The 11,918-nt window shown below is 65.2% G+C and carries 12 protein-coding genes; 3 read left to right on the forward strand and 9 right to left on the reverse strand.

The features are described from left to right. Window positions 1-61: 61 nt before the first annotated feature. Together WA640_RS14400 and WA640_RS14405 are read right to left on the reverse strand one after the other, a co-directional pair. Window positions 62-922: a TRM11 family SAM-dependent methyltransferase gene (locus WA640_RS14400; protein WP_335988474.1), complete on the reverse strand. Its 861-nt coding sequence runs from the start codon at window positions 920-922 to the stop codon at window positions 62-64. Further along, window positions 919-1,614, reverse strand: coding sequence for a hypothetical protein (locus WA640_RS14405; RefSeq protein ID WP_335988476.1), 696 nt, complete (start codon window positions 1,612-1,614; stop codon window positions 919-921). The genes WA640_RS14400 and WA640_RS14405 overlap by 4 nt, the downstream gene beginning before the upstream one ends. 568 nt (window positions 1,615-2,182) lie before the next feature. On the opposite strand from WA640_RS14405, the gene WA640_RS14410 reads away from it, so the two are divergent. From WA640_RS14410 to WA640_RS14420, 3 genes are all read left to right on the forward strand, one after another. Continuing rightward, complete coding sequence (locus WA640_RS14410) at window positions 2,183-2,473, forward strand: hypothetical protein (RefSeq protein ID WP_335988478.1); 291 nt, start codon at window positions 2,183-2,185, stop codon at window positions 2,471-2,473. A gap of 114 nt (window positions 2,474-2,587) precedes the next feature. Beyond that, window positions 2,588-3,757 (forward strand): ATP-binding protein, encoded by a 1,170-nt coding sequence (locus WA640_RS14415; protein WP_335988479.1) that lies wholly within the window; start codon window positions 2,588-2,590, stop codon window positions 3,755-3,757. After that, window positions 3,754-5,124: a DUF6414 family protein gene (locus WA640_RS14420; RefSeq protein ID WP_335988480.1), complete on the forward strand. Its 1,371-nt coding sequence runs from the start codon at window positions 3,754-3,756 to the stop codon at window positions 5,122-5,124. Before WA640_RS14415 ends, WA640_RS14420 begins: the two co-directional genes overlap by 4 nt. Window positions 5,125-5,441: 317 nt before the next feature. Here the strand turns inward: WA640_RS14420 and WA640_RS14425 are convergent, their stop codons facing one another. From WA640_RS14425 to WA640_RS14455, 7 genes are read right to left on the reverse strand one after another with little or no spacing between them, the layout of a single operon-like run. Then, entirely contained in the window at window positions 5,442-8,525 is a 3,084-nt protein-coding gene (locus WA640_RS14425) for a hypothetical protein (protein ID WP_335988482.1), read from the reverse strand. Beyond that, window positions 8,522-8,992, reverse strand: coding sequence for a pilus assembly protein TadG-related protein (locus WA640_RS14430; RefSeq protein ID WP_335988485.1), 471 nt, complete (start codon window positions 8,990-8,992; stop codon window positions 8,522-8,524). Before WA640_RS14430 ends, WA640_RS14425 begins: the two co-directional genes overlap by 4 nt. Then, the gene (locus WA640_RS14435) at window positions 8,989-9,429 is read right to left on the reverse strand and encodes a TadE/TadG family type IV pilus assembly protein (protein ID WP_335988486.1); all 441 of its coding nucleotides are present in this window, start codon (window positions 9,427-9,429) and stop codon (window positions 8,989-8,991) included. Before WA640_RS14435 ends, WA640_RS14430 begins: the two co-directional genes overlap by 4 nt. Then, complete coding sequence (locus tag WA640_RS14440) at window positions 9,429-9,848, reverse strand: TadE/TadG family type IV pilus assembly protein (protein WP_335988488.1); 420 nt, start codon at window positions 9,846-9,848, stop codon at window positions 9,429-9,431. Before WA640_RS14440 ends, WA640_RS14435 begins: the two co-directional genes overlap by 1 nt. Window positions 9,849-9,855: 7 nt before the next feature. Further along, entirely contained in the window at window positions 9,856-10,050 is a 195-nt protein-coding gene (locus tag WA640_RS14445) for a hypothetical protein (protein ID WP_335988491.1), read from the reverse strand. 44 nt (window positions 10,051-10,094) lie between these two features. Then, window positions 10,095-10,964, reverse strand: a complete 870-nt coding sequence (locus WA640_RS14450; RefSeq protein ID WP_335988493.1) for a type II secretion system F family protein — start codon at window positions 10,962-10,964, stop codon at window positions 10,095-10,097. Beyond that, a complete protein-coding gene (locus tag WA640_RS14455; RefSeq protein WP_335988495.1) occupies window positions 10,961-11,914 on the reverse strand; it encodes a type II secretion system F family protein in 954 nt (317 codons plus the stop codon). The genes WA640_RS14450 and WA640_RS14455 overlap by 4 nt, the downstream gene beginning before the upstream one ends. Between the last annotated feature and the right edge of the window lie 4 nt (window positions 11,915-11,918).

Raw genomic sequence — 11,918 nt, forward strand, 5'->3', positions numbered from 1 at the left:
GCCGACCGTAGCCCGACTTCACCGCGGTGACGAGCGGTCGGGAACTGCCGCTGATCCGGGCTCATGAGGGGCTCCGGAACACCAGCACGTCCTCATGGGCGCGCAGGAACACGGTCCGGCCAGCCTGGTGGGCGAGACGGACCTGGTGCTTGTGGAAGAACGAGGCGTGCACGTGGAGCGCGCTCCCGTCCCACCGGCCCAGCAGGGCCGCGCGCCGCTCGATGAGCGCGAACCCGGCCAGGCCCGCGGTGTGGGCGACGACGGCCGGGAAGTCGATCAAGGCCCCGTCGTCGGTGTACGGCCTCGCGCACACCACCAGGACACCACCGGGGCGCAGGGCGTCCCGGCAGCCCGCCCAGACCTGCTCCAGACCGGTCCCGAGCCGCCGGAGCGAGCCGGTGGCGAGCTGGTTCGGGTGCGCCGCACCGGCCGCGTACCGGTGGGCGTGGGGCCGGATCGCACCGCCCGTGACCCTACGGCTCTTCGGCCGCCCATGGGTGATCGCCCCGTAGGGCGGGCTGGTGAGCACCATGTCCACCGGCGCCTGGCCGCGCCAGCGGCTCAGTGCCTCCTCCAGGCGGGTCGCGTCGCCGAGGAAGACCTCACCCCAGACGCCCGGATGGGCGGCAGTAGCACGGTCGAGATGCTGGCGGGCGAGCTCAACCCAGCGGGGTTCGCACTCGACCCCGACCGCATTGCGTCCGGCGCGGATCGCCTCGATGAGCGTCGTGCCGATGCCAGCCATCGGATCGAGCACCGTCTGCCCGGGTTCGCTGTACCGCTCGATCGCGTGGCGGGCGATCTGAACCCACATCTTCGCCGGATGGTCGAGCACTTCGGGCAAGTACAGGTCGTCCCTCTGCCCCTGCGGCTGGCGCTGGCCGGTCGCCCACACCGTCGCCTCGTTTCGCTCCTCGCTCACTTCGCACCCCCGGTGGCCGCGGTGGCGCGGGTCCAGATGGCGATATCGAAGTGCCGCGTCAAGGGCGCGCAAGGCCGATGCGGTGTCGCTTCGCCGTTGATCGCCGAGGCGACCGCGGTGTCGAAGGCGCGCTTGGGTGCGGCGACGACGTACCCGGTGAACTCGAGGCCGACAGCGTGCGCGGTCGCGTCGAGTTTCGGTCCGGGGCGCGGCCGGTTGAACTCGGTCATGGCGGCCGCATCGGCGTCGGTGCGCCCGATCACCGCCAACAGGCCGCCCGGTCGAAGGACTCCCACCAGAGCGGCGGGAGCGCCGGGCCACGTGAGAGCGCGGGCCGAGGCGAGAGCGAGCCCGGCAGCGCCTTCGAGCTTGGCGATGCGGGTGGCGGCGCTGTCGGCGTCGAGGGCCTGGAAGATCCCGAGTCCCTGCTTCGACGTGGGGAGCGATGCGAGAGTGCGCGCGAAGGCGCCGCGGTTAGTGCCGAAGACGACCGCCCGTCGGCCCGCGCGGCAGACCTCGTCCCATCCGGGAAGGTCGACCACGGCGATCGGGCCGCGGGCGGGTTTGAGCTCGGCGAATAGGTGCGCGGTCACGTCCGCCGCGTCGGCAGCGGACCAGACGGTCAGGGGCACGTCGAAGGAGCCGTAGCGCTGCGGCGGGTGCGAGGCGCGGTTGTGGTGGTGCTGGGTCAAGGCGACGTCTCGTCGCGGATCGAACTCGGCCTGGACACTGTGTAAAAGACACAGGGTTACCGTGTCCGAGGGGTGTGGTTATCGAGGGTTACTCGCTGTGTTGTTCTCGCGGGTGCCGGTTGTGTCTAGACAGGGTGGTCAACGTCCTGCGTTGTCCAAGGAAGGGCCGTTCGCGGCGGAGTTTCGTATTGCGTGCGAGAGTTCCCGTGCGGCACTTGGCGGAAGATCGAGGATGGGTCGGTTGATGTTGACTTCTTCCAGGGCGCGTTCGATGTCGGCGGGGTCGGCATCGCGCCAGGCGTCGTGGAGATTCGGCGCCTGCGTCTCCGTGTAGAGATGACCAGCGGGACGCGCGCAGGAGAGTGTGTCCAGGCGGCGGCGACGTCCACGTATCGCATGAGGCTTCGCGTGCCGTCGTGTTCGTTGCTGAGCTCGCACAACACCACACTGGTATCGGCATGCTCCGGTCGCAGGACCTCGCGTTCCCGGTCATCGGATACAAGGCGCCCCAATCGGTCTTGAACTGGTCGAACTGCCGCCCGGCCGCTACCGCCATATCAAGCAGCCCATGCAGCTCACGCTTCGCGGACAACGCCTGCCCGCTGACCTCGAACGGCCTGAATTCCGCTTTCTCATCGAACAGAACACCACGATATTTCCAAAACTGGTTAACAAGGACCAATCAATCACTTCGGATTTTTCCGGAGGCGCGAACCATATCTGCTTTCGTTCGGAGCAGGTGATATGGACAAGTGATTCACTTGCATCACATCCGAAACTCATGTCTCAGGGATGCGATTCCTGGAGCCCTGTGTTGCTGCAATTTGGCGAACCTTCGGCCTTGCATGGTCTGATATAAAATCAGGAAGGATTCGATCGAGCAAAGAACGGGGATATCCATATCATGTCGAATCGGGACAATCCTCAGCGAACGCCTGCGCGCATCAAGTACGTGAATCATGATGAGAACATCATGTACATCGAATACCTTAATGGGTCTATATCCTATACATACCTTGAAGATGAGGACGAGTTCGAACCGGGCGATGTGGTGCTTGTAGGCCCGTCATTCGATGACGTGGAGTTCGCTCCTTCAGAGCTGTGGCCCCAGATGACATGGATAGGCACCGTTCGGGTAGTACTTGAATCGGAGCTTGTCATTTCCATCGGTGACAGATTCTTGACGCTACCTAAGCCTGCCGATGTAGATATCAAAGTGGGGTTCACAGTTGAGGGAAGTGATCTCCGAGGAGTGATACGAGTCCTCGCTGACCATCCAGTGCGACAAATAGAGATATCGCTCGATCGACCCATCGATATATCGCCTTTTAAGTCCGATCCTAGTGCCACACCAACCTTTGCTAATTTTGGAGGGTCTCAGGCAATAATCGAACGTGCTCAAGAGTTGATCGAAATCCCACTCAAGCATCACGTGGCACTCACCAAGATTAACGCGAGACCAATCAAAGGCGTGCTCTTCACTGGCGTTTCAGGAACCGGTAAGACGATGCTTGCGCGAATAATTGCAAATCAAGCGAAAGCGCAGTTTTATAGTATCAGTGGTCCTGAGATCATTAGCAAATGGGTTGGAGATAGTGAAGAGTTGATTCGTGCGATATTCGACGATGCCAAGAAGCAGGATCGAGCGATCGTTTTCTTCGATGAGATCGACAGTGTTGCGCAACAACGTGGAAGCGATTCGAATGAATCTTCGCGACGAGTAGTTGGGCAATTGCTTACGTGCATGGATGGATTTGACAAGAATCGCAATGTAATTGTAATTGCCACGACGAATCGGCCACAAGACATCGATGTTGCATTGAGGCGTCCGGGTAGATTCGACTGGGAGATTGAATTTTCTCTGCCAGACGAGCAGGCCCGAAAGGAGATACTCGCTGTTTCGGCGAGCGATCTTGCAACTGAGGGCAGGCTACCGCATGGCGAGATAGCCGCGCTTACGGATTCCTGGTCACCGGCGGACCTAACTGCAATTTGGACTGAAGCCGCACTATTGGCAGTACAAGATGATCGTGACGTGATTCTTGAGGAAGATTACTTTGGCGGGCTAGAGAGAGTCGCGGCACAGCGTTCGAGGCCGACTCTCAACAGACGCAATGACGGAGGAAAGCGGGGAATGCAGTGAAACTTTGGCGAAAATGGTTTGGCGGCAAGGAAAATGCGAAAGGCCGGGTTGCCAGAGGTGAACTGAGGGAGTTTGTGTACCTCGATGAAGTTAGCGTGGTAAGTCTGCTTTCGTCTCGACTAGGGAAGATTCCAAGCCAGTACACACATACGCTCACGCGTGGTTCGACATCCGAGGTCAATTCGGCAATTGAAGGCAACGCCACAGTCGTCAAAGCGAAGGTCGGCTCTCGTCTTGAGTCCACTGAAACAGAAGACACTCAGGTAGTGAGCAAGGCGACGATTCAGGCAACCTTCAAAGAGTTCTATGATAGCGAGAATACCTCCTTTGCGCTCCGACCCATTCCGCCTTCCGACGTCGTTCCAACCTTTAACGAAGTCCGGGCTTCTGTTGAAGCACGGCGAAATGAAGGTTCATTGACTCAGTGGCTGATGCCGGTGGATCGGCTAAGTCGCGGGCAAATCATCGAGCTTGAAGTTGATCTAAGCGCCGATTCCCTATTTCGGATGAGCACGATTATCTCAACTATCAGCGATATCGTTTCGGAAACTGCCGACGCTCAAGACTCAGCAGTACAGGGTGGCATCGATACCGCTATGGGGATTAACAAAATCCTAGAGAAACTGATGGCTGGGCTTATTCCGCTATATTCTCGCGCATCGGACTATTTCGTCATCAGTGACGAAAAAGGCAGGTACCTCATACATCGAAGGTTGCTCGAATCAATCCAGCCGGACGAACGCCCTTCAACATCTGAGCTCCACTTGGCTTGCGTTACCCAGAAATCGCTCTTCTGGAAGGATATCCGACGACTGCTTTTCTCAAATGCAAGGTTTCGCATCTTGTGCAGATTGAATCATGACGGCCTGGCGTCAAACTGGTCGCCCATCAAGATGGATGACATTATTGGCGAGGTGGTTCCTGAATTCAAGGCCCAAATATCAATGTTTGGCGCGCAGGGCCTGGATGCAATGAGTCGAAGCGTTGCAAAGCAGTCGCGATTTATCGAACCCCGCTTGCGAGTGATATCTGATTTTGGTGAGATGTTGGCCCAAGAGCTTGAATATGAGCTCACAGCAAATGATCGGGAGCATATTCAGAATATTGCGGAATCTAGCGCGGATCTAATCACCTCCGTGCCATCTAGTAGGGCTGTCTTTGCGGATGTGAAGAAATATATAGTCGATCGGTCTCACGGTGAGGTTGACGCTGTTGCAATCTCGCGTTTGAGAATGCAAGCATTTCGGCAGAATGGGATTCCTATCGGTGGATCCGCTTCTCTGACGGGGCTCGAGGTCTCACCAGAAATACTCGCAGATTCAAAGGGGCCCGTAATTGACGCCGAGGTAATAGCAATTTATTGGTAGTCGGCTCAGAGTGAAGGTAGCGCTATCGTTAATTGACTTCTGGATTTTTCGTGTCCTGGCCCCCAAGCTCAAACGTCACCAGGTGGAACATCAGATTTCCTAGAAGTACAGACTCGAAGGTGCCTTCCGCCGAGAGCCAGATTTCTATATAGAAAACGACACGCCGGTGAGACAGAGAACCTACATCAGGTTTCCTGCTGAACCCTCGTCTAGGTCAATGCTCAATGTCGTTTCAGCATATGCTCGCGCTACGCTGCGAAATACGCACCGAAGAGGTAGCGATCGCATATCGAGCGGTGAGACGAATGACCTGCGCTTCAGTCTCCCCCCACGGCCCTGCGGTAGAGGTCAGCACGAGCGGAGTCGTGCTGTGCCTCGTAGTACTCAACGAGTACCCGAGAGGCGCGCGATACTGCACTCCGGTACTGGGAGCGGAGGTCGGTGGCAGTTTCAATGTCCATCTGGTCGGCCAGGTCCCCGGCGTAGAGACTGACGGCCTGGGCGAGCAATTCTGCGCGTTCGTCGTCGGTTTTGGCGAGGGCGGCGTCTTGTTCGAGGCGGTCGAATTCGTCGCGGTCGATGGCGAACCGGCCTTGTTCAAGGTGGTAGCGGCGGGTGCGTTTGTCGTAGACGATGAATCGCTCCTCGGTCTTCTCGATGCCGGCGGCGCGGCTCAGGTCGCCGCGGGTGTCGTTGATGATGGTGGTGAAGTAGTGCTTCGCCGTGCTCATCGGCTCGCCGTCTAGTGCGTCGAAGAGCAGGGCGTCCTTGGTGCAGCCGTTCCCGTCCGGGTCGAGGGCGAGCGCGGTCAGGATGGCGAGGGCGCGGCGGCCCTGCTTGAGCGGGACGGGCTTCTCATCGAGGTAGACGCCGGGATACCCGAAGACGCAAAGCCGCAGTTCCCGTGCCGGTGCGGATTTGTCGATCGGTTCGGGTTCGGCAGGCGCGGCTTGCGGCACCTGCCCCGGGTTAGCGGGCGCGTCTTCGTCGGGTTCGAGGTCGCTCTCACTGATGCCGGGGCCGCGGTGCTGGGCGAGGGCGAGGTCTTCCATCATCTGCTCGGGGGGGCTGGGGAAGGACGCGCAGCGCCCGGGCAGGTCGACGCCGTGGTGGTCGGTGATTTCGCCGGTCTCGTTGAAGGTGAGGGAGGCGTCGGGCCAGTCGCCGAGGATGATGGCGGTGATGTCGCGTTCACCGAACTGGGGATCGGTCGCCTTGTCGAGGTCGGCTTCGGTGCAGACCACCAGCGCGCTCGTAGCGCCTTGCGAGGAGCGGTCGGCGGCGCGGTCGATCGCGGTGGGGAGGTCGGGTGCGATGAGGTCGGCGCATTCGGGCGGCCACGGGCAGCCGCCGTCGATGCTCACTGCTGCACGGGGAGTCAGTACGACGGCTCCTCCTGCGGCTGCCGTCGAGGCCACGGCGACCCGGGTCGCTTCGGGCGCGAAGGGGCCGTTGAGGCCGATCGCGGGGTCGAGCCAGTCGATGACGTTGATGAGGTCGTCGAACTGGTCGATAGCAGCGAGGAAATCACCGAGGGTGCGTGCGGCGCTGCCCCAGTACGGACGTGTTGTCCTGGTCTCAGAGACGGAGCTGCGGATCGCCAGCTCCACCACGGCGGGCTCGGCGATGTAGCACTGCCTGGCCTCGGCCTGTTCGCTGTGGCCGGTGGCAGCGAGGACCGTGCCATCGGCGGCGAGAGTCATCGTGGAGTCCAGGTCGCCCGAAAGGACGAGCGCGCGCTCTCGGTTGCGGTTGCATAGGTCGCTGAGTGTTGCTTCGTCGAGGCCGTCGAGGTCGGGTTCGGCGCATACCAGGAGCCGGGGTCCTGGTGCCTCCTGCGGGTTCGGCACCGGCGAGGAGAACCCGTCGATGAGGTGCAGTCCGCGATGCAGGGTCGCCTCGGGAATGTCGTGGAGTCCGCAGTACTGCACGGCCGCGGCGGTGATGACGACCGGCGTGCCCTCCAGGAGCGCGCTCGCGACCGCGGCGCGAGCGGCTGCGGCCTGGCCGGGGCCGAGGAGGCCGACGGCCGGTTGCGCCACGTCGCGGAGGTCGATCGGCTCGCGCAAGTCGGTCGCGATGGTGAGCGCCCCGTTTACAGCCCCCGGCGCGGATTGGCCGAGTCTTGCGAGGTGGTGGTCTTCTTCGGCGACGGCGGCTTCGATGTCGGCCAATCGCCCGGTCAGCCGCTGGTCGCTCGGTGCGGTCCGCTGGCGGCGCTGCTTGCGCAGCCGTTTCGCGAAGGCGGCGATGGTGAGGGCGGCGAGAAAGGTGCCTGCCCCGATCCAGACGCCGATCGGGAGCGCATCGGCTGCTTCACCGGCCTCGGTTTCGGGCTCGTCGCTCAGGTCAGGTGCAGAACCGGGATCAGTGGGATCTGCGCTTTGATCGGGTGCCGCCGGTGCCGGTTCGGGATCGGCGTCGGCAGGGGCGTCGGGATCGCCAGTGTCGGTCTCGGTCTCGGGTTGCAGTGGCGGGATGGCGGTTTCTGGGTCAGAAGGTTCAGGTTCAGCGTCCTCGGTCTCCGGTGCAGCGGGTTCGGTGGCGTCGGCAGGGGTTGCGGTGCCGGGGATCGCGATCTCGGTGCCGTCGACAATGTGGTCGGCGTCGGTGAGTTTGAGGCCGTTGGACTGGGTGAGGCCCTCATTGTAGTCGAAGATCCGCCCATATTGGTTGCCGTCGCCGTAGTGTTCTTCGGCCATGCCCCACAGGGTGTCGTCGCTGGGGTCGCTCGGGTCACTGTCGACAGTCTCGATGATGAGGCCGTCAGCATTCCGCTCGTGGTCGTCTTCGGGCGTCTCTGCGGCAGGTTCGGCATCGGCCACCGGCGGGGCGTCCGAGGCAGCGCACTCGGCGGCCGTCGGCGCCTCGGCGGTGCCAGTGGCAGTCATGGCGGCGAGTTCGTCGGCAGTGAGTTCGCGGGTGGTGTTCGCTGGTTCGACGGGCTCGGTGGCGGCGTGGGCGGTGGCAGGCCACAGCGCAGCGACGGCACCGATGAGGAGCCCGGCGACCCACCGGACGGGATTGGAAGCGTCTCTCCAGGTCTCGGCCCGCACACCCCACCGGATCGCATCGACGGTACTGGTGATGATCCCGTGGAGGACCAAGAGCACAAAGATCCCCCACAGCGCCCAGCCGAGAACGGCGAGCACGCCGAGGATCAGCTCCCCGGTCGGGTACAAGTTGAACCGGGAGAAGTCGTCCTCAACGGGCCAGCGGGAAGGCCAGCGCGAGCCGACGACGAAGTAGAGAAACAGCGGGATGCCGACGATCATGACGATGCAGCCGAAGACGGCGGCGATGGCGGTGCCGATGCGGGCTCTCATGGCCGGTGCCGGGTCGACTCCCGTTGCAGGCGTGCGGTACTGGTCGTAGGGGTCGCGGTAGGCGAGGCGGGTCATGGCGTGCTCCCATCGGTAGCGTCGATTTCGGTGAGGCCGAGGACGTCTTCGGGGCTGCGCGGGCTGGCGGTCGAGGTAGCGGCGACGCTGATCGATCCGACGCCGACGATCCCGAGGACCTGGGTGGGTGCTTCATCAGTGACGGTGACAGTGACTTCGGTGGTCGAGGCGGACACCGATCCGGTGATGCCGGTGCTGGCGAGCCATGAGCTTGCCGCGGCGCTGGCCTCGGCGGGGTTGAGGCGGACGATGCCGGTCTGCCGGAAGTAGACGAGGTCGAGCTCGTCGGCGCCTGCGCGGGCGGCTTCGGCGGCGGCGTGCTGGGCGCGGGCGTGTGCGGCGGCGGCTCCGCCGCCGTCGACTGCGAGGCCGATGACGGCCATGAGTGCGAGGGCGATCACGGTTACGAACGCGGTCGCGTACCCGCCGTCGGGTGCGTCGAAGTCGGGTTCGTTGGGGTGGTTCATGATCCGGGTCCTGCCCGCCAGGCGTCGACCGGGGATTGCCCGGTCGCGGTGATGGTCCGGGTGCCGAAGGCCGGTAGGCCGGTGGTGTCGACGGTGCAGGTGATGGTGACGGTGACCGTGCCGCCGGGAGTGAGGTCGGCGTCGATGCCCACCGCCGGGCCCTGGCAGCGCTCCGAGAGCGTGGCCTCGGCAGCGGCTTGCGCTGCGGCCAGCGCAGCACCCTCGGTGCGTTGGAGGCTGGCGGCACGAGCGGCGTCGCCCGCGGCGCGGTCGGCCTCGATGCGGACCGAAGCGGCCGTGCCGGCCACAACCGCGAACATGATCAGCAGCACCAGCACGGGTGCGAGGAGGACGACCTCGATCGGGGCCGAGCCCCGGTCGATGGCCCCGGCGCGGATCTTCGCGCGGATCGCTGCCCGGATCGTGCCGGCGCGCATCAGGAACCGCCTTCGGCCGGTTCGATATGCTCGACCGCCCCAGCGACGGTGACCTCGACGGTCGCCTCCCACAGCGGGATGATCTGCGTCGGCGTTCCAGTGACGGTGACGGTGATCGTCTCCGCGCCCCGGTCGACGCTTACCGAGGGATCTTCGAGAACCCCGGATGCGTTGCGGCCCAGGGACGCCGTGGCGGCGGCGGCGCCGTCGCCGCCGGAGGCGAGGGCGACGCGGGCGGCCTCCATGGCTTCTCCCGCGGCGGCCTGGGCCATGTGGCGGGCGTGCCAGATGATCCCCGCCTGGATGATCGCCAGGACCAAGAGCAGCAGCAGCGGCGTGGCGATGACCGCCTCGGCCGTGGCCGAGCCCCGGTCGATCGCGCTGCGCCCCATGAGGACGGTGTCGGTTCGGTGTCGCACGGCGGACCTAGAACGAGATGCCTTCGGCCTTGGCTGTCACTTTCGCGGCGATGATCGCCATGACCCCGACCGCGAGCGCGACCATGACCGCGATCGTGACCGTTTTCTCGGAGACGTCGCCCCTGTCGCCGTCGTCCCGCCAGCGCTGGGCGAGGCGGCGGACCTCGCTCGTAAGGTACAGAAGTACGATTCGTATGTCCATTGTGTGTCAACTCCTACTGCTCTCTTCCTGGTGTGTCGGGTCGGTCAGAGTCCGGTCATGATCCGGTCGAAGGCGGGGAATCCGAGGAGGACGATGAAACTGGCGGCGATGAGGACGAGCCAGATGCTCATGCGCTCGGACCGGGAGTGCTCGTCGGCTTCGGTGGCGGCTTGGCGGGCGGTGCGCAGCGCGGTCGCGCGGTCGGTCAGTGACTGGCGGATCCGTGCGCCTTCGGTCCCGGCGAGGGCGGTGGTGGAGGCGAGCTGGGTGTAGGCGGCGGCGCCGAGGCGGTCGCCGACCTCGGCGAGGGCGTCCCAGGGGGTCTGCATGAGCAGTCCGGCGCGGTCGAGCGCGGCGCGGATGCGGTCGAAGGCGCGGCCCGCGCCGTTGGCGGTGGCGGTGCGCAGCGCGGAGTCGATGCCCGCTCCCCCGGCCAGGGCCATCGCCGTCAGCGACAGCACCGCCGCGAGCACCCGGAGGGCTTCGGCCCGTTCGCGTTCGGCTTCGGCGTGCAGGTCGGCGTCGACCAGGGCCCAGGCGAGGATCGCGAACCCGACCGCCGCCGCAGCGACCAGGGCCGGGTCGAGACCGGTCCCGGCAACGGCCAGGAGGAGCCCGGCGGCGACGGGCGCGGCGGCGGCCAGGAGCATGAGGCGGCCCAGGCGGGCGGCGTAGTCCTCGACGGTGCGGTCGAGGGCCCGCAGGTCGGCACGAACCTGCGGCCGGGGCAAGCCGAGGCGCTCGGCGAGACGCCGGACGCCCCCGGGCTCCTCGACCGGGACGGTCCCGGTGTCGGGGGCGAGGAGGGCGAGTCCTGCGGCGAGGCTCGGCGGCGCCGGGGCGAGCGCGGCGAGCGCGATCCAGATCGCGGCCCCGGCCGCCGCGCCGAGGAGTCCGGTCCACACGGCGGTCATGACGGCGCTCCCGGCGGCTCGGCCGCGGGGAGGCGCGGTGTGAACGCGCGGCCCAATCGGCTGCCCACGCCGCTGAGGTCGGGCAGCTCGGCGGTGATGAAGCGCGGCAGGCGCGCTGGGGTGGCGAGGCGGTGCATGCCCCACAGCCCCAACCCGAACAGGCCCAACGCCATCGCGAGGACGAGCTGCCCGGTGAGGGTGTCGTAGGGGGCGAGGTAGTCGCCGGAGACGACGAACAGGAACGCCAGCATCAGGATCGTGGTGCCGCAGATGACGCGGGTGGCGGTGCGGGTGCGGGCGCGTCCGGTATGGACTCTTTGGCGCATGACGGCCTCGGCGCGGGCGGTCTGCGCGAGGTCGTCCAGCACCGGTGCGACAGCGCCGGAGCTGGTTTCGGTGCCGATGAGCGCCAGCGCGACCAGGTCGGCGGTCTCGTCGTCGAGGTCGATCGCGAAGGCGCGCAGGGCGCTGGTCATGTCCCGGCCCGCGCGGAGTTCGGCGGCGAGGTGCCGTACTTCGTCGGCGATGGCCGGGGGCGGGTGAGCGGCGGTGCGCTGGATGGCCTGTCCGAGTCCGGCAGCGGCGCCGATGACATCCCGCAGGCTCTCGGCCCAGGAGGCGACGGCGTCGACGCGGGCCTGCTCCCGCTGGAAGGCGGCTTCTCCCCCGAAAATGACGGGGAAAAACCAGGTCAGGGCGGCGGCCCCGGCGGTAGCGGCGGGCCACCCGGTGAGGGCCCACACGAGGGCCGCTACCGCCGCCGTGGCCGCGATACGCGCCCACGGGGCCCGGTCCCTACCCCGGGTAGCCCCCGCGCGGGTGGGGCCCGCAGGGGCCGCGTCGGCGGCTGCGGGGTCGGGCTCAGGCCGCGTCGCGAGCGCGAGCGCGCCCCAGATCGCAAGGCCCGCAAGAGTTCCCAGCACGGCAGTGATGGGCGCTTCGGTATCCATGTGG

Origin of the sequence: Glycomyces sp. MUSA5-2 (assembly GCF_037034145.1) — a bacterium.
Lineage (GTDB): Bacteria > Actinomycetota > Actinomycetes > Mycobacteriales > Micromonosporaceae > Glycomyces > Glycomyces artemisiae.

Bases quoted from the DNA above. Each gene is read 5' to 3' on its own strand.
- WA640_RS14455 (WP_335988495.1), bottom strand. From the start codon at position 11,914: ATGGATACCGAAGCGCCCATCACTGCCGTGCTGGGAACTCTTGCGGGC.
- WA640_RS14410 (WP_335988478.1), top strand. From the start codon at position 2,183: ATGCAGCTCACGCTTCGCGGACAACGCCTGCCCGCTGACCTCGAACGG.
- WA640_RS14450 (WP_335988493.1), bottom strand. From the start codon at position 10,964: ATGACCGCCGTGTGGACCGGACTCCTCGGCGCGGCGGCCGGGGCCGCG.
- WA640_RS14415 (WP_335988479.1), top strand. From the start codon at position 2,588: ATGTACATCGAATACCTTAATGGGTCTATATCCTATACATACCTTGAA.
- WA640_RS14445 (WP_335988491.1), bottom strand. From the start codon at position 10,050: ATGGACATACGAATCGTACTTCTGTACCTTACGAGCGAGGTCCGCCGC.
- WA640_RS14425 (WP_335988482.1), bottom strand. From the start codon at position 8,525: ATGACCCGCCTCGCCTACCGCGACCCCTACGACCAGTACCGCACGCCT.
- WA640_RS14430 (WP_335988485.1), bottom strand. From the start codon at position 8,992: ATGAACCACCCCAACGAACCCGACTTCGACGCACCCGACGGCGGGTAC.
- WA640_RS14435 (WP_335988486.1), bottom strand. From the start codon at position 9,429: ATGCGCGCCGGCACGATCCGGGCAGCGATCCGCGCGAAGATCCGCGCC.